Genomic DNA, 15,525 nt, shown 5'->3' on the forward strand with positions numbered 1-15,525 from the left:
ACGCGTGGTCGGGTATTGCCTGGAGCCGGCCAGCGGCCGGCATTACGTATGGTCGGGTATTGCCTGGAGCCGGCCAGCGGCCGGCATTACGTATGGTCGGGTATTGCCTGGAGCCGGCCAGCGGCCGGCACTACGTATGGTCGCGTATCGCCTGGAGCCGGCCAGCGGCCGGCATCACCGATATCAGGTTCAGCGATACAGCTGCGACGTACGTTGATGGACGATGTCGTCGCGCATCGACTCCAGCGCCATCACCCGGATCCGGCCGATCCCCTGCAGTTCCATGAACCGTTCGGTATAGATCTCCGGGCCCTGGTCGGTCTCGGCCCGCGACTTGCTGAAACCGTGCGGTACCAAACCTTTGTCGCCATCCTTGCTACCACCGACATAAAGAACGATTGCCATGTGATGTGTTCCTCCAATAGAGCATCGTGCAGATACAACAACCATCAGCTTACCGCGCCGAACCTGACTGATTCGTCATTTAGCCTAATAACCATTGTTTGCATGCAGATGACGTCGCATTGCACGACGTTTTATTTACGCCGATTTAACGCGTGGATAACGGCCACCAGCCGCGTCCAGTGAGCGCATATACATCGGCCGCGCGTTCGAACGGATTGCGCGCGCTCACCCCGCCGCAGAGCAGGTACACCGGCAGATACAACGGGCCCAGCACCAGGTATTGGTAAACGTGGGCACGCTCATGGTCGTGCAGGCCGATCACCGGTTCGCTGCAGTGGCCGGCCTGGTGGGCGTAGGTGCGACAGGGCACGTCCAGCACCGGGCCGGTGTGCAGGATCACGTTGCCCAGGGTGATCGCCCCGCCCGGCCCCCACGGCCAGTCACGGAACACAACGGCAAGGTCCCTGCCGTTCCACGACGGGCGCGCGCCGGCCACCATCCCGGCCAGGCCGCCGATCAGTCCGATCAGGGTATTGGGCGCGGTCCACAGCGCGCCCAGCCCCTGCAGGACGCGCAGCGCCACTGGCGGCAGGCTCAATCGGCCTCGTTGGGAATCAACAGCCACAGGATCAGGTAGACCAGGATGCCGGGGAAGGCCGCCGACAGCACCGAGACCAGCACGAACAGCACCCGCACCAGGGTGGAGCTCCACCCGAAACGGTGTGCGATGCCGCCCATCACCCCGGCGATCATGCGGTCGTTGAGCGAGCGCGACAGCGGGCGTGGGGTGGCATTCATGGCAGCGGTCTCCGGCAGGCGATGGCGGACTGTAGCGCGGACGATGTCTACGGGGTGCGTTGACGCAGGGCCTTCAATTTTGCCCCGAACCACACCGCCGCGGTCTGCTCGGGCTGGCCCGGGCAGGCGATGCGGTAGGGGGTGCCACTCATGCTGCTCTGGCTGGCGGCCCGTTCGATGAACTGCTCGGCGGTGTCCACCTTGTCCTTCTTCAACAGGTAGTCGTACTTGCGCTGCAGGTGCGCGCGCGCCTCGGCGGCGTCGTGCCAGCTGCCGTTGCGCTGGAAGCGGCAACTGGAGCCATCCAGTGCGCCGATCAGCCCGGCGATCTCGCGGCGGGCGCTGTCACTGGGGGCGGCCTGGGCGATGCCCGGCGCGAGCAGCGCCAGTGCCAGCCACGGCAGGGAAGTCAACTTCATCGGGAACGTTCCTTCAACCAATCGGTGATGGTACCGGGCACTTCGCGCTGGGCGCGCCCGGACACATAAATGCCGATGTGGCCGCCCCGGAAACTGCTTTCGGTGTAGTCCGCACTGCCGATCCGCCCGCGCATCGCACGTGACGCATCCGGCGGCACCAGGTGGTCCTGTTCGGCGTAGATGTTCAGCACCGGCAGGGTCACCTGGGACAACTGGACGGTTTCCTCGCCGATGCGCACACCCTCGTGCATCAGCCCGTTGCCTTGGTAGAACTGCTTGATGAAGTCGCGGAAGGTCTCCCCGGCCAGGTCGGGCGAATCGAAGATCCACTTTTCCATGCGCAGGAAATCTTCCAGCGCAGCCTTGTCATCGAGGATGTCGAGCAGGCCCACGTACTTCTGCACGTTCAGCCGGAACGGCTTGAGCATCAGGTAACTGGCGTTCATCAGGTCGGCCGGGATGTTGCCCAGCGTGTCCACCAGCAGGTCCACATCCACCTGCCGGGCCCAGTGCGACAGCATGTTGTCCGGGGTCTGGAAATCGACCGGGGTGACCATGGTGATCAGGTTGGCCAGCTTGTGCTGGCGCAGCGCGGCATAGCACAGCGCAAATACCCCGCCCTGGCAGATGCCGAGCATGTTGATTGGCGCACCCGACTGCGCCTGCAGGTGATCCACCGCGCCATCGAGAAAGCGCAGCAGGTAGTCCTCCAGGGTCTGGTAGCGCTCGGAGCGGTCCGGGTAGCCCCAGTCCAGCACATACACGTCGTGGCCCAGCGCCAGCAGGCGCTGCACCAGCGAGCGGTCGGCCTGCAGGTCAACCATGTACGGGCGGTTGACCAGCGCGTAGACGATCAGCAACGGGGTGGCGTGCACCGGCGTGTCGGTGCCGACGAAGCGGTACAGCGCCACCTTGCCGTCGCGCCAGATTTCCTCGCGCGCGGTGGCCCCATAGTCCACGTCATCCACCGACGGCAGCAGGGTGAGCCCGTCCAGCAGCTTGCGCTGCATGGCCAGGGTCTCCTGCAGCAGGTCTTCGGCGTTGAATCCCAGCGGCCCTTTCATGGCGCGCGCGTCCTCTTCGACCTGGACGACGCGGATGTTGCGGCTGCGGGCTTGGCTGCGGGCTTGGTCGCGGACTTGCGGACAGCTTTCTTCGCAGGAGCCTTCGGCGCCTTGGCCGACGCTGCAGGTGCAGCCGCCGGCGAGGCGGCGGAAGCGGCGCGCCTGCGACCCGGTGGCGGCGTTGTCGGCGCGGGTGTTTTCGGGACTGGCGGGTCGCTGCGATGCGCGGATGACGCCTTCGGCGCACCACCTGCCGCCATGCGCCGGACCAGCCGCTCCAGCTCGGTGATGCGGCGATGCGCGGCGTCCATCTCGGTGCGGGTCGGCATGCCGATCGCCTCGCAGACCCGCTCGATCTCCTGCTGGGTGGCCGCGCGCAGACGCATCTGCGCATTGCCGAGCGAGGCGTAGACCTTCTGGAACGGTTCGGACAAAGCGACCTTGGCATAGGCCTCTTCAGCCGCCTCGATCCACAGGTCGAACATTGCCCGTGCGCTGGTCAGCTGGTTGCCCGGCTGCTCGTGTTCGGCCAGGCGCTGCTCGAACAGCTTGAACGCCTCATCGAGCGCCTGCTTGATCTGATCGACGTAGTCGCTGGAGTGCGCCTGGTACTCCTGCTGGGCGCGCAACAAGGCCTGCCAGCGCGCCTGATGCTCTCGGCCGGGGCCGAATGCCGGGCTCTGCAGCCACGGGCCCAGGTCGCGCTGCAGCGCTTCCAGCAGCTTCAGCAGATCCGGGCCACCGGCCTGCGTCTGCCCGCGCGCGCCCTGCAGCATCCACTGCAGCAGCCCGTCGCCCTGGCCTTCCACCGCCTGCTTCCAGGCCTGGGCTACATCAGCGCTGCTGGCATCGCGGCCGGCGAACTGCGCGGCCACCTGCTGCATCGTGCCGTACCAGCCGCCGGCCTGCTCGCGGAAGCGGTGCACCGCCGCATCGGCCGGGCTGCTGGTGGCAGTGGGCATCATCTGCGCCCACCAGTCGATTGCCTGCTGCCAGCTGCCCTGCCCCGACGCGCCGGGACCGGCTTGGCCAGGGGGCACCGCGGCATGTCGCAGAGCGTCACCCCAGGCGCTGAAGTACTGCCGCGCCAGGGCTTCGACGTCGCCCGCGTTGCTGCCGCTGCCGGCGGTGCTCATGACACGGTTCCCCGCAGGATCGAATCGAACGACATGGGCGTGTTCGGGCTCACGGCTTGGGGATGCGCAGGGTCTTGCTGATCATCAGCGACCCGGACAGTGCGAACAACAGCACCATCGGGTGCAGCTGCCACGGGCCCAGCTGCCAGCGGCCCAGCCACAGGTCATGCCCGATCGCGCCCATGCTGGCGGCCACCGCCAGCACCACCACCAGCGCCAGGCTGGTCGGAATCGGCGTGCCCTCGAAATACGGCACCTTGTCACCCTCCCCGGCCAGGGCCTCGGCGGTCACGTTGTAACGCGCCAGCCGGCTGACCCCGCAGCACACGAAATAGCTCAGCACCAGCCAGTCCCAGCCCCCCTGCATACCGCAGGCATAGGCCAGCGCGGCCGGGGCCACGCCGAAGGAAATCACGTCCGACAGCGAATCCAGCTCGCGGCCCAGGGTGGAACTGGACTTGCGCCAGCGCGCGATGCGCCCGTCCAGCGCATCGAAGATGAAGGCCAGCGGGATCAGCGCCATGCCGAACAGCAGGTAGCCACGCTGCCCGTCCTGCAGGAAGCGCATCGCGGCGAACACCGCGCCGGTGCCGCAAAAGGCGTTGGCCAGGGTGAACCAGTCGGCCAGGTGGAACTCGCGCAGCATCGAGAAGTGACGTTTCATGGAAGATCTGTAGACGGCAGTGGCAAGAGAGTACCGCGAGCGGCCCGAACCGTGACAGAGCGGCGCCCCGTTCGCGGGGTGCGGATCGGACTGATCGCGTTACCTCGGCCTTCACGTGGCCACGACCGGCGGTGAATTTTTGGCCACCCATCTTGACAGCGAGAACCGGCGGGGGCTGCCGGGGCTTATCCACAAAGTTGCGCACCAGTCATCCACACCCCCTGTGGACAACTCAATCTCAATAGACGCGACGGTGGTGATTTTTTGATCACCGCTGTCATCGCCACGCGGGTCCGGTGGCGAAAAAGACCGCCCCGGATCGCCACCGCTCGGCTAAGCTGGTCAGTGGACCCGCCGCCGCCACGTCCTGCCCGCCCACCGCGACAGGAGCCTTGTGCGTGCTTTCCGATGAATCCCTGGCGGCCCAGCTGCGCCGCCCACATGGCGACCACGCCCTGCCCGTGGCCGAATCGATGAACCGCAGCAACGGCGCCCTCAACCACGCGGCGATCGCCCTGCTGGCGGTGGCCGCCAATGAACAGGTGCTGGAAATCGGCCCGGGCAACGCCGCCTTCGCCGGTGAACTGCTGCGCGCGCCCGGCAGCCGCTATCTGGGCGTCGAGGTGTCGGCGGAGATGGTCATTGCGGCCCGCGACCGGCTTGGCGCGGCGGGCCTGGAAGGGCGCGCCAGCGTCGCCTTCGGCGATGTGCATGCACTGGAACTCGACGATGCCTGCATCGATGCCGCGCTCGCGGTGAACACGCTCTACTTCTGGGAGGATCCGGCCGTGCCGCTGGCCGAACTGGCGCGGGTGCTGCGCCCCGGCGGCCGGCTGTGCGTCGCCTTCGGCGATGCGGCCTTCATGCGCACCCTGCCCTTCACCGCCTACGGATTCCACCTGCATGCCCTGGCCGAGGTGGAACGTGCGCTGCGCAGCAGCGGGTTGCGCGTGTGCGGTTGGCGCAGCCACCGCGAACAGGGCGCCAGCAACGACGGGCGCGTGGTCGACAAGCACTTCCACCTGCTGCTCGCCCGTCGGTAGCGCCGGCCGCGGGCCGGCAATCCCGCACCACCMGCAACGTTCCCGGGTTGCCGGCCAGCGGCCGCCATTACAGGCGGGTGTAGCTCCAGGACTGCATGGCACCGTCGCGGTACGGCATCACCCCGTGGAACGCGCGCGGCTCGGCGTCGAACACCAGCGGCAGGAAGCTGCGATCGCCTTCCCACAGTGGCAGGGTCTCCAGCTTGTCCAGGTCCACCCACTCCAGCGTGCCCTCCGGGTTGGAGGTGAGCGGTGTGCCGGTGAAATCGTCGATGACGAACACGAACCCGAACCAGTCTTCGCCATTCTTGCCGAACCCCGGCCAGCTGATGGTGCCGCGCAGGCGCATGGTGCCGCATTCGATGCCGGCTTCCTCGCGGATTTCGCGGCGCATGCAGGCGGCGGCGTCTTCGTCGCGCTCCATCTTGCCGCCCAGCCCGTTGTACTTGCCCAGGTGCAGGTCGCCGGGTCGGGCATTACGGTGGATCATCAGCGCTTGCTTGCCATCGGGCGACAGCACGTAGCCGAGGGTGGCCACGATCGGGGTATAGGGCATGATGCGGGGGCTCACGGACACAAACCCCGATTATGCGCGATCCGCGCGCGGCGGTCGGCTCAGCCGGTCACGCGGGTGCGGCGGGCGTCGGCCGGGGCCGGCAAGGCGTCCCCATCGCGGTGCAGGGTGGCCACGCCGTGGCCGCGCTCGGCCAGGTATTCCAGCCACTTGCCGAGAAACGTGTTCATCCGCATGCGATGGCTGATCAGTTCGGCCGGCGGCGGGTACATGCCCACCACGTCCTGCCAGCGACGGCCGACATAGCAGTGCGTGGTCTCGGCCTGGCGCGCGTCACGGTACAGGCGCACGTAGGCCGACGGGTCCGGCTGCCCGGTCACCGGGTCGGCGAAATCATAGGTCAGCCGCAGTTCGACCGTGTAGCGGTGGCACTCGATGACATCCAGGCGCACGTCCAGCCCGTCGCCGACCGAGGACACGTAGCTGCCGGGCACCAGCTCGGCCGGCGCGAACAGCCGCACCAGATGCTGGTAGTTTTCCGCGTACAGCCCCATCAGCCAGCTCAGGCGGCTGAGCCTGGGGATGCGTTCGATACGGGGGGATGCCTGGGCCATACGTCGATCCTACACGTTGATCCTTCAACGTGGGGGCGGCGACGCCCCGGCCAAAGGGCCGCGCCCGAACAGGTTCATCCGGACCTTGCGGCCGCTGGCCGGCCCCCTCGCCCGGCCTCAGTAGAGCTCGCGCTGCAGTCCCAACGTGGTCAGCACCTTGCTGGAGATCTCCTCGATCGAGGTATGGGTGGTGCTCAGCGTCGCGATGCGCTCCATCCGGAACATGGTCTCGGCTGCGGCCACCTCGCGCTTGCAGGTGTCCAGGTTGGCGTAGCGCGAGTTGGGCCGGCGCTCCTGGCGGATCTGCTGCAGGCGGTCCGGGTCGATGGTCAGGCCGAACAGCTTCTTGCGGTAGGGCCGCAGCCGCGGCGGCAGGCGGTCGTGCTCCAGGTCCTCGTCGGTGAGCGGGTAATTGGCCGCGCGCACCCCGTAATGCAGGGCCAGGTAGATGCAGGTCGGGGTCTTGCCGGCGCGCGACACTGCCACCAGGATCACGTCGGCATCGTCGTAATTGATCGCGATGCCGTCGTCATGGGTCAGCGCGAAGTTCATCGCGTTGATGCGCCGATGGTAGGTCTCGAAGTCGACCATGCCGTGGGCCTGGCCCACCCGGGAATGGCGGTTGACCGCCAGTTCGCGCTCCAGCGGCTCGATGAAGGGAGCGAACACGTCCAGCATCAGCCCGCCGCTTTCGGCCAGGATCACACTCAGGCCGCTGTCCACGCAGGAACTGACCACGATCGGCCGCACCTGGTAGCGCTCGCCCGCTGCACGGATCCTTTCACAGGCTTCCCGCGCCTTTTCCGGATCATCGATGAACGACATCCGGTCGGTAATGAAGCTGAACCCGGAGAACTGGGTCAGGAGGCTATGCCCAATGGTTTCAGCGGTGATACCGGTTCCATCGGACACATAGAACACCGGACGGATCGTCGACATACGGCTTTTACCCCCTACGAAGCTTAAAAAGGCTATCGATACAAGCTTGTGCCGATAGCAGTCTGCCCGGCATCATATCGGCTTCTTCCTACGGACGTGGCCATCCAGCCCGCCTCGGGCGATGGCCAAACGGAGCATCGCGCTTGAACGAGAACATCCTGTGGTTGCACGAACTGCGCCTGGCCGACCTGGCCCGCGTAGGCGGCAAGAATTCGTCGCTTGGCGAAATGATCGGCAACCTCGCCGGTCTGGGGGTGTCTGTCCCCGGCGGTTACGCAACCACCTCTGAGGCCTTCAAGGACTTCATCGCGCACAACGATCTGTCCAAGCGCATCTTCGACAAGCTGGCCACGCTGGACGTGGAAGATGTCGGCGCGCTGACGATCGCCGGCAAGGAGATCCGCGGCTGGGTGATCGACGCCCCGCTGCATCCGGAACTGGACCAGGACATCCGCAGCGCCTACGCCAAGCTGTGCAGCGAGAACGGCGGCGGTGATGTCGCCGTCGCGGTGCGCTCCTCGGCCACCGCCGAAGACCTGCCCGATGCGTCCTTCGCCGGCCAGCAGGAGACCTTCCTCAACGTGACCGGTGCCGACGATGTCGTGCTCAAGGTCAAGGAAGTGTTCGCCTCGCTGTACAACGACCGCGCCATCGCCTACCGCGTCCACCACGGGTTCAAGCATGAGGACGTGTTCCTGTCGGCCGGCGTGCAGCTGATGGTGCGTTCGGGCGTGGGTTCTTCCGGCGTGCTGTTCACCCTGGACACCGAGTCCGGCTTCCGTGACGTGGTGTTTGTCACCTCGTCCTTCGGCCTGGGTGAAATGGTCGTGCAGGGTGCGGTCAACCCGGACGAGTTCTACGTCTACAAGCCCACCCTGAGCGCCGGCAAGCCGGCGATCCTGCGCCGTTCGCTGGGCAGCAAGGCGATCCGCATGGTGTATTCGGATGTCCCCGGTGAGCGCGTGCGCATCGAAGACACCCCGGCCGACCTGCGCAACACCTTCTCCATCAGCGACGAGGACGTGCAGGAACTGTCCAAGCAGGCGCTGGTGATCGAAAAGCACTACGGCCGCCCGATGGATATCGAGTGGGCCAAGGACGGTGTCAGCGGCAAGCTGTTCATCGTGCAGGCGCGCCCGGAGACGGTGAAGTCGCGTGGCCACGCCACCCAGATCGAGCGGTTCGCGCTGAACCAGAAGGACGGCAAGGTGCTGGCCGAAGGCCGCGCCGTCGGCGCCAAGATCGGTGCCGGTACCGCCCGCGTGGTACGTACCCTGGACGATATGGCCCGCGTGCAGCCCGGCGACGTGCTGATCGCCGACATGACCGATCCCGATTGGGAGCCGGTGATGAAGCGCGCCTCGGCCATCGTGACCAACCGCGGTGGACGTACCTGCCACGCGGCGATCATCGCCCGTGAGCTGGGCGTGCCGGCCGTGGTCGGCTCGGGCAACGCCACCCAGCTGATCCAGGACGGCCAGCAAGTGACCGTCAGCTGCGCCGAGGGCGACACCGGCTTCATCTACGACGGCATCCTTGAGTTCGAGCGCACCACCACGGACCTGGGCAAYATGCCGCCGGCGCCGCTGAAGATCATGATGAACGTGGCCAACCCGGAACGTGCCTTCGACTTCGGCCAGCTGCCGAACGCCGGCATCGGCCTGGCCCGGCTGGAAATGATCATCGCCAGCCACATCGGCATCCACCCCAACGCACTGCTGGAATACGACCGCCAGGATGCGGCGACCAAGAAGAAGATCGACGAGAAGATCGCCGGTTACGCCGATCCGGTCAGCTTCTACGTCGGCCGCCTGGCCGAAGGCATCGCCACCCTGACCGCCTCGGTGGCCCCGAACCCGGTGATCGTGCGCCTGTCGGACTTCAAGTCCAACGAGTACGCCAATCTGATCGGCGGCAGCAACTACGAGCCGCACGAAGAGAACCCGATGATCGGCTTCCGCGGCGCCAGCCGTTACGTCGACCCGAGCTTCTCGGACGCCTTCGCACTGGAGTGCAAGGCCGTGCTGCGCGTGCGCAACGAAATGGGCCTGGACAACCTGTGGGTCATGATCCCGTTCGTGCGCACCCTCGAAGAAGGCCGCAAGGTCGTCGAGGTGCTGGAACAGAACGGCCTCAAGCAGGGCGAAAACGGCCTGAAGATCATCATGATGTGCGAGGTGCCGTCCAACGCCCTGCTCGCCGATGAGTTCCTTGAAATCTTCGACGGCTTCTCGATCGGTTCCAACGACCTGACCCAGCTGACCCTGGGGCTGGACCGTGACTCCTCGATCGTGGCGCACCTGTTCGACGAGCGGAACCCGGCAGTGAAGAAGCTGCTGTCGATGGCGATCAAGTCTGCCCGCGCCAAGGGCAAGTACGTCGGCATCTGCGGCCAGGGCCCGTCCGATCACCCGGACCTGGCCGAATGGCTGATGCAGGAAGGCATCGAGTCGGTATCGCTGAACCCGGACACCGTGGTGGATACCTGGCTGCGTCTGGCCAAGTTGAAGGCCAACAGCTGATACGGCTGGCAGGTTGACGAACAAAACCCCGCGCAAGCGGGGTTTTGTTTTTGCCGTAGAGCCGACCGTTGGTCGGCTGCCGCACGCAACCCGGCGAAAACTTCCAATACCACGACGTCGGGCCGGAGGGCGGCCGACCAACGGTCAGCTCTACGAACGAATGCGGCACCCGTAGAGCCGACCGTTGGTCGGCTGCCTCAGCCCACATCCCCACACCCCGAATGGACATCGCCTGATTCTTTCCGCGCCAGGCCAGCCGCACTCTGATGGCATGCCCAGCCCACGCCTCCATCACGGCCGCCACTCCAGCGTAGGCAACATCTATGCACTGACGAGCGTCGTCCATTCCCGTGTCCCCCACTTTCGCCAGCCTTGTCTGGCACAGCACGTGGCGCAGGTAATGCAGGCGTTGGAGCAGGAACAGATGGTCCGCAACCTCGCCTGGGTGGTGATGCCGGACCATGTGCATTGGCTGATGCAGCTCCGACACGGGTCCCTCGGCGCCTGCATGCAGCGCTTCAAGTCACGCAGCAGCCTGCTCATCAATCGCCAATTGAACCGCAGCGGGCCTCTCTGGCAGGCGGGCTACTTCGACCACGCGCTGCGAAACGACGAAGACCTGCACCATCAGGCGGCCTATATCCTCGCCAACCCGGTCCGCGCTGGCCTGGCACATGTAATCGGCCAGTATCCCTTCTCGTGGTGTCGCTGGCCCATCGACGCCCTACCACCCGCAACGCCCCGCCCCCCGTAGAGCCGACCGTTGGTCGGCTGACGCACCTTGGGGCCGCTGATTGGTYGGCTACCCCACGCAACGCGGCGGATCCTTCCGATACCGCGACGTCGGGGCGGAGGGCACCTGACCAACGGTCAGCTCTACGTCGGACGCTGCCGATGTCAAGCACCCGTAGAGCCGACCGTTGGTCGGCTGCTCCACCTTGGGGCCGACCGTTGGTCGGCCGCCGCACGCAACGCGGCGGATCCTTCCAATACCGCGACGCCGGGGCGGAGGGCAGCTGACCAACGGTCAGCTCTACGTCGGACGCTGCCGATGTCAAGCACCCCGTAGAGCCGACCGTTGGTCGGCTGCTCCACCTTGGGGCCGCTCATTGGTAGGCTGCCCCACGCAACGCGGCGGATCCTTCCAATATCGCGACGCCGGGGCGAAGGGCAGCTGACCAACGGTCAGCTCTACGTCGGACGCTGCCGATGTCAAGCACCCGTAGAGCCGACCGTTGGTCGGCTGCTCCACCTTGGGGCCGCTCATTGGTCGGCTGCCCCCACGCAACGCGGCGGATACTTGCGATACCGCGACGTCGGAGCGGAGAGCAGCTGACCAACGGTCAGCTCTACGTCGGACGCTGCCGATGTCAAGAACCCGTAGAGCCGACCGTTGGTCGGCTGCTCCACCTTGGGGCCACTCATTGGTCGGCTGCCCCACGCAACGCGGCGGATCCTTCCGACACCGCGACGTCGGAGCAGAGGGCAGCTGACCAACGGTCAGCTCTACGAGCGCTGCGTTGCCCGATCGTCGGCCTTGCGCGTCACTGTCAGGCGTCGGCGGCGTCGGCGGTCTCGGCGACCGGGTAATCGGTGAATCCTTCCGCGCCGCCGCCGAAGAACCTGGCCTTGTCCGCGGGGTTCAACGCCATGCCCTGCTGCAGCCGTGCCGGCAGATCCGGGTTGGCGATGAAGGGGCGGCCGAAGGCGATCAGGTCGGCCCACCCCTTGGTCAGGGCTTCCTCGGCACGTTCGACCGTGTACTTGCCCGCGTAGATGAGCGTGCCGCGATAGAGCAGGCGCAGTGCCTCCTTGAACGCCTCCGGCATCACCGGGGCATCCTCCCAGTCGGCTTCCGCGATGTGCAGGTAGCCGACGCCGATGCTGTCGAGCACATGCGCGGCGGCCAGATAGGTGGCCTGCGGGGTGTCATCGACCGCGCCCTGCAGCGTGGTCAACGGCGCCAGACGCACGCCCACGCGCTCGGCACCGATCGCCTCTGCTACCGCTTCGACCACCTCGCGCAGGAAGCGCAGCCGGTTCGGCAGCGACCCGCCATAGCCATCGGTGCGCTGGTTGGCCTGCGAGTCGATGAACTGGTTGATCAGATAGCCGTTGGCGCCGTGCAGCTCGATGCCGTCGAAGCCCGCGGCAATCGCATTGCGGGCGGCCTGCGCATAGTCGCGCACGATGCCGGGGATTTCCTCGATGGCCAACGCGCGCAGCATCGAATGCTGGACCATCTCGCCGACGCCGCCCTGCGGCCCCCTGCCCTGCGGATCGACGAACACCTTCACGCCCGGCGCCAGCAGCGCCGACGCGGACACCGGTGCAGCACCGCCCGGTTGCAGGGCGGTGTGCGACACACGGCCCACATGCCACAGCTGGGCCACGATACGCCCGCCAGCGGCATGCACCGCGTCGGTGACGCCGCGCCAGCCGGCAATCTGCGCCTCGTCGTGGATGCCGGGGGTCCAGGCATACCCTTGGCCCTGCTGGCTGATCTGTGTGCCTTCGCTGACGATCAGGCCGGCCGAGGCGCGCTGCGCGTAGTACTGCGCCATCAGCGGGGTGGCGACATTGCCGTCGGCCGCACGCGAGCGGGTCATCGGCGGCATCACGATGCGGTTGGGCAGCGTCAGCGCGCCCATGCGGTAGGGGGTGAACAACATGGAAGACATCCGTCGGAACAGGTCTGCCCGAAGGATAGGGGCGCGCGCGGCGGCGCAACAGCGTCGGCGCGGCAAAACAGTTGTGCCGCCAGCGCAACGATCCCCTGTCTGGCCGCCTGCCGGCGACGGGCGTCAGGCGCGCTGGTCGGCCAGCATCGAATACGCCGCGCGCACCGTCTCGTAACCGTAGGTGCGCTCCAACCGGCGCACGATGAAGTGGCCGCGCGCCATGTCCTGGTAGTAGTCGGTGAACATGGTGTTGAGCGTGGCGCCGGTGACCGCGCCGATGATCGGCACCGCCTGCGCGGCGAACTTCTCGGTGACGACCACGCCGAAGCGCGCGGCCACCTTCTCCACGATCTTGGCCAGCCACTTGCCGGCTTCCTTCGGGGTCAGCCCGATCATCACCCCGCCGCCGCTGGCCACGCGCCCGGCCAGCTCGGCCGACAGGTGGCGCATCACTTCGGCGGTGAAGCCGCGGGTCACGTAATAGCCGGTCTCACTGGCATCGTCCTTGCCCGAGTTGCCGCCCAGGGCAAACACCTCCAGGCAGGCATGGCGGGTGCTGAGCTCACGCAGGTCGAAGCCTTCGCTGCGGGCCACGTCGGCCACCGAGCGCATCATGATCGTGGTCGACACCGGCAGCTCGATGAACAACGAGGTGAAACCGAACGCACCACCGACCGCGCCGCTGGTGGCCGCTGCCAGCTTGTGCCAGCGCGTGGAGGCGGTCTTGCCGGGCGTATTGTCCATGCTCCACAAGGCCGCCTGGGCGGACTTGAACAGCGCCGCCTCAACCGCGCCGTGGATGCGCCGGGACACCACGTTCGGCAGCTTCTTTACCGCAAACTCCAGCGGCGAGCCGATCAGGTTGGCCATCTTGGCGGTGAGCGTGGGCGATTCCAGCAGCGCGACGGCGCGCTGCAGGTCGGCCCAGTCCTGCGAGGTGGGCAGGATCTGCGTTTCCAGCGGGGGTGGCGTGCTGCGGGAGATGGCGTTCATGGCCCGGATCATAGCGCCGGTGGGTTGAACGGAATGTGCGTTTCCCTCTCCCGCCGCCATCACGGCTGGATCAGGCCGGCAGGCCTGCCAGGGTGCCCATGAACTGCCGGTAGTGGCGCAGTTCGTCGATCGAGTCGTGCACATCGCTCAGCGCGGTATGGCTGGCGGTTTTGCCGACGCCAGCGGCAACACTGGGCGCCCAGCGCTTGGCCAGTTCCTTGATCGTGGATACGTCCAGGTTGCGGTAATGGAAGTATCGCTCCAGCCGGGGCATTTCACGGTGCAGGAAGCGCCGATCCTGGCAGATCGAGTTGCCGCACATCGGCGATGCACCGGCCTTGATCCACTGCGACAGGAAGTTCACGGTCTGCGCTTCGGCCTGGCCCAGGCTCACCTGGCTGTCGACCACGCGCTGCCACAGACCGGAGCGACGGTGCTGGGTGCGGTTCCACTCGTCCATCGCCTCCAGGCGCTCCACCGGATGGTGGATGGCGAACTCGGGGCCTTCGGCCAGCACGTTCAACTGCGCATCGGTCACCACCGTGGCGATCTCGATGATCGAATCGTTGTCAGTATCCAGGCCGGTCATTTCCAGATCGATCCAGATCAGTCGCTCGCCTTCTGCGCCGTTGTCGGCCATGTTCACGCCTTGTGCAAGGGTCGGCGCCGCAGCACCGACCGGGGATGGAGGGGCGTCATGATACCGCCATCGCGTCGTCGTCCCGTCGCGACAGGCTGCGCTATTCCAGCAGCAGGGGCGGCTTGCCGCGCTTGGCGCGGAAGTAATTGGTCAGCCGCGTGCTGGCCTGCTTGGCCAGCACCCCGCCGTGGATCTCCACACGATGGTTGTGGCGGGCATCGCCGAGCAGGTCGAACACGCTGCCGCAGGCGCCGGTCTTGGGGTCACTGGCCGCGTACACCAACCGTGCCACGCGGGCGTGCACGATCGCCATCGCGCACATCGCGCACGGCTCCAGGGTCACATACAGCGTGCTGCCGATCAGGCGGTGGTTGGCGATCGCCCTGCCCGCCTGGCGCATCGCCACGATTTCGGCATGCGCGCTGGGATCGTGGTCGGCGATGTTGAGGTTCCAGCCCTCGCCCAGCACCTGGCCATCGGCGCCGACCAGCAGTGCGCCGACCGGGATTTCGTTGAATTCCTGCTCGGCGCGTTCGGCCAGCGCCAGCGCATGGCGCATCCAGTGTTCGTCCTGGTCGTGCACCGGCACGCCCAGCGGCGGCGGTGCCGGCAGGGACTCAACCATGGCCGTCGGCCTTGCGCACAAACGCCTCGAACGCGGCCAAGGTCGCTTCGCTGACATGGTGCTCGATACCCTCGGCATCGCGTCGGGCCGAGTCGGCATCCACGCCCAGCGCCAGCAGAAAGCGCTCCACGGTCTGGTGGCGGGCGCGCATTTCCACCGCCAACTGCTCGCCGGCCGGGGTGAGAAATACCCCGCGGTAGGGCCGCTGCACCGCCCAACCTTCCTTGACCAGGCGTTTGAGCGCCTTGGCCACGGTCGGCTGGGCCACGCCGAGCCGGGTGGCGATATCCACCTGGCGCGCCTCGCGACCGTCGGCGATCAGGTCGGCGATCAGCTCGACATAATCCTCGACCAGCTCCGAGCGACGCGCCTCGCGCACCTGCACGAAGCCCTCAACGTGGACCTGGGCATCGATCAAGGGCGAGATTTTGCGCGAGGAAGCGGGCATCGGAACTCCAGCGGGCGGCC

18 protein-coding genes are annotated in these 15,525 nt (G+C 66.8%); 3 read left to right on the plus strand and 15 right to left on the minus strand.

The features are described from left to right. Positions 1-189: 189 nt before the first annotated feature. From AC1DR7_RS09015 to AC1DR7_RS09045, 7 genes are all read right to left on the minus strand, one after another. On the minus strand, positions 190-405 hold the full coding sequence (locus AC1DR7_RS09015) for a hypothetical protein (protein WP_256777219.1): 216 nt from the start codon (positions 403-405) through the stop codon (positions 190-192). A gap of 145 nt (positions 406-550) precedes the next feature. Continuing rightward, positions 551-1,003: a hypothetical protein gene (locus AC1DR7_RS09020; protein ID WP_256777220.1), complete on the minus strand. Its 453-nt coding sequence runs from the start codon at positions 1,001-1,003 to the stop codon at positions 551-553. Beyond that, positions 1,000-1,203, minus strand: coding sequence for a PspC domain-containing protein (locus AC1DR7_RS09025; protein WP_256777221.1), 204 nt, complete (start codon positions 1,201-1,203; stop codon positions 1,000-1,002). Before AC1DR7_RS09025 ends, AC1DR7_RS09020 begins: the two co-directional genes overlap by 4 nt. Before the next feature lie 47 nt (positions 1,204-1,250). Further along, positions 1,251-1,622 (minus strand): YfeK family protein, encoded by a 372-nt coding sequence (locus AC1DR7_RS09030; RefSeq protein WP_256777222.1) that lies wholly within the window; start codon positions 1,620-1,622, stop codon positions 1,251-1,253. After that, positions 1,619-2,686 (minus strand): class III poly(R)-hydroxyalkanoic acid synthase subunit PhaC, encoded by a 1,068-nt coding sequence (gene phaC / locus AC1DR7_RS09035; RefSeq protein WP_457320113.1) that lies wholly within the window; start codon positions 2,684-2,686, stop codon positions 1,619-1,621. Before phaC ends, AC1DR7_RS09030 begins: the two co-directional genes overlap by 4 nt. Then, a complete protein-coding gene (gene phaE / locus AC1DR7_RS09040) occupies positions 2,683-3,822 on the minus strand; it encodes a class III poly(R)-hydroxyalkanoic acid synthase subunit PhaE (protein ID WP_478051942.1) in 1,140 nt (379 codons plus the stop codon). Before phaE ends, phaC begins: the two co-directional genes overlap by 4 nt. 49 nt (positions 3,823-3,871) lie before the next feature. Beyond that, positions 3,872-4,486: a CDP-alcohol phosphatidyltransferase family protein gene (locus AC1DR7_RS09045; protein ID WP_256777225.1), complete on the minus strand. Its 615-nt coding sequence runs from the start codon at positions 4,484-4,486 to the stop codon at positions 3,872-3,874. 392 nt (positions 4,487-4,878) lie between these two features. Here AC1DR7_RS09045 and AC1DR7_RS09050 point away from each other — a divergent pair, with 392 nt between their 5' ends. Beyond that, on the plus strand, positions 4,879-5,529 hold the full coding sequence (locus AC1DR7_RS09050) for a class I SAM-dependent methyltransferase (protein ID WP_478051944.1): 651 nt from the start codon (positions 4,879-4,881) through the stop codon (positions 5,527-5,529). A gap of 67 nt (positions 5,530-5,596) precedes the next feature. Here the strand turns inward: AC1DR7_RS09050 and AC1DR7_RS09055 are convergent, their stop codons facing one another. The 3 genes from AC1DR7_RS09055 to ppsR all read right to left on the minus strand — a co-directional run bounded on the left by AC1DR7_RS09055 (position 5,597) and on the right by ppsR (position 7,596). Continuing rightward, positions 5,597-6,085: an NUDIX hydrolase gene (locus AC1DR7_RS09055; protein WP_256777247.1), complete on the minus strand. Its 489-nt coding sequence runs from the start codon at positions 6,083-6,085 to the stop codon at positions 5,597-5,599. 59 nt (positions 6,086-6,144) lie between these two features. Next, positions 6,145-6,657 carry a DUF1249 domain-containing protein gene (locus AC1DR7_RS09060; protein ID WP_256777227.1) on the minus strand — a complete coding sequence of 171 codons (513 nt, stop codon included), beginning with the start codon at positions 6,655-6,657 and terminating at the stop codon, positions 6,145-6,147. Between the two features lie 117 nt (positions 6,658-6,774). After that, positions 6,775-7,596: a posphoenolpyruvate synthetase regulatory kinase/phosphorylase PpsR gene (gene ppsR, locus AC1DR7_RS09065; RefSeq protein ID WP_256777228.1), complete on the minus strand. Its 822-nt coding sequence runs from the start codon at positions 7,594-7,596 to the stop codon at positions 6,775-6,777. 143 nt (positions 7,597-7,739) lie between these two features. Between ppsR and ppsA the strand changes: the two genes are divergently transcribed. Together ppsA and AC1DR7_RS09075 are read left to right on the plus strand one after the other, a co-directional pair. Next, complete coding sequence (gene ppsA / locus AC1DR7_RS09070) at positions 7,740-10,118, plus strand: phosphoenolpyruvate synthase (RefSeq protein ID WP_457320507.1); 2,379 nt, start codon at positions 7,740-7,742, stop codon at positions 10,116-10,118. Between the two features lie 271 nt (positions 10,119-10,389). Beyond that, positions 10,390-10,872 carry an REP-associated tyrosine transposase gene (locus tag AC1DR7_RS09075; protein WP_457322499.1) on the plus strand — a complete coding sequence of 161 codons (483 nt, stop codon included), beginning with the start codon at positions 10,390-10,392 and terminating at the stop codon, positions 10,870-10,872. A 796-nt stretch (positions 10,873-11,668) separates the two neighbouring features. Here AC1DR7_RS09075 and AC1DR7_RS09080 read toward each other — a convergent pair. The 5 genes from AC1DR7_RS09080 to mntR form a co-directional block, all read right to left on the minus strand. Beyond that, positions 11,669-12,790, minus strand: a complete 1,122-nt coding sequence (locus AC1DR7_RS09080; protein ID WP_478051722.1) for an alkene reductase — start codon at positions 12,788-12,790, stop codon at positions 11,669-11,671. Between the two features lie 132 nt (positions 12,791-12,922). Beyond that, complete coding sequence (locus AC1DR7_RS09085) at positions 12,923-13,792, minus strand: EcsC family protein (protein WP_478052606.1); 870 nt, start codon at positions 13,790-13,792, stop codon at positions 12,923-12,925. A gap of 70 nt (positions 13,793-13,862) precedes the next feature. Next, positions 13,863-14,432 (minus strand): oligoribonuclease, encoded by a 570-nt coding sequence (orn, locus tag AC1DR7_RS09090; protein WP_457320300.1) that lies wholly within the window; start codon positions 14,430-14,432, stop codon positions 13,863-13,865. 100 nt (positions 14,433-14,532) lie between these two features. Next, positions 14,533-15,057 carry a tRNA adenosine(34) deaminase TadA gene (tadA, locus tag AC1DR7_RS09095; protein ID WP_457320302.1) on the minus strand — a complete coding sequence of 175 codons (525 nt, stop codon included), beginning with the start codon at positions 15,055-15,057 and terminating at the stop codon, positions 14,533-14,535. Next, a complete protein-coding gene (mntR, locus tag AC1DR7_RS09100) occupies positions 15,050-15,505 on the minus strand; it encodes a manganese-binding transcriptional regulator MntR (RefSeq protein WP_256777235.1) in 456 nt (151 codons plus the stop codon). The genes tadA and mntR overlap by 8 nt, the downstream gene beginning before the upstream one ends. Positions 15,506-15,525 lie beyond the last annotated feature (20 nt).

This window comes from Stenotrophomonas sp. P5_A9 (assembly GCF_056400525.1).

What these genes read in the sequence shown, in the direction of transcription:
- AC1DR7_RS09015 (WP_256777219.1), bottom strand. Translation starts at nt 405, where the DNA reads ATGGCAATCGTTCTTTATGTCGGTGGTAGCAAGGATGGCGACAAAGGT.
- AC1DR7_RS09025 (WP_256777221.1), bottom strand. Translation starts at nt 1,203, where the DNA reads ATGAATGCCACCCCACGCCCGCTGTCGCGCTCGCTCAACGACCGCATG.
- AC1DR7_RS09030 (WP_256777222.1), bottom strand. Translation starts at nt 1,622, where the DNA reads ATGAAGTTGACTTCCCTGCCGTGGCTGGCACTGGCGCTGCTCGCGCCG.
- phaC (WP_457320113.1), bottom strand. Translation starts at nt 2,686, where the DNA reads ATGAAAGGGCCGCTGGGATTCAACGCCGAAGACCTGCTGCAGGAGACC.
- phaE (WP_478051942.1), bottom strand. Translation starts at nt 3,822, where the DNA reads ATGAGCACCGCCGGCAGCGGCAGCAACGCGGGCGACGTCGAAGCCCTG.
- AC1DR7_RS09045 (WP_256777225.1), bottom strand. Translation starts at nt 4,486, where the DNA reads ATGAAACGTCACTTCTCGATGCTGCGCGAGTTCCACCTGGCCGACTGG.
- AC1DR7_RS09055 (WP_256777247.1), bottom strand. Translation starts at nt 6,085, where the DNA reads ATGCCCTATACCCCGATCGTGGCCACCCTCGGCTACGTGCTGTCGCCC.
- AC1DR7_RS09060 (WP_256777227.1), bottom strand. Translation starts at nt 6,657, where the DNA reads ATGGCCCAGGCATCCCCCCGTATCGAACGCATCCCCAGGCTCAGCCGC.
- ppsR (WP_256777228.1), bottom strand. Translation starts at nt 7,596, where the DNA reads ATGTCGACGATCCGTCCGGTGTTCTATGTGTCCGATGGAACCGGTATC.
- AC1DR7_RS09075 (WP_457322499.1), top strand. Translation starts at nt 10,390, where the DNA reads ATGCCCAGCCCACGCCTCCATCACGGCCGCCACTCCAGCGTAGGCAAC.
- AC1DR7_RS09080 (WP_478051722.1), bottom strand. Translation starts at nt 12,790, where the DNA reads ATGTTGTTCACCCCCTACCGCATGGGCGCGCTGACGCTGCCCAACCGC.
- AC1DR7_RS09085 (WP_478052606.1), bottom strand. Translation starts at nt 13,792, where the DNA reads ATGAACGCCATCTCCCGCAGCACGCCACCCCCGCTGGAAACGCAGATC.
- orn (WP_457320300.1), bottom strand. Translation starts at nt 14,432, where the DNA reads ATGGCCGACAACGGCGCAGAAGGCGAGCGACTGATCTGGATCGATCTG.
- tadA (WP_457320302.1), bottom strand. Translation starts at nt 15,057, where the DNA reads ATGGTTGAGTCCCTGCCGGCACCGCCGCCGCTGGGCGTGCCGGTGCAC.
- mntR (WP_256777235.1), bottom strand. Translation starts at nt 15,505, where the DNA reads ATGCCCGCTTCCTCGCGCAAAATCTCGCCCTTGATCGATGCCCAGGTC.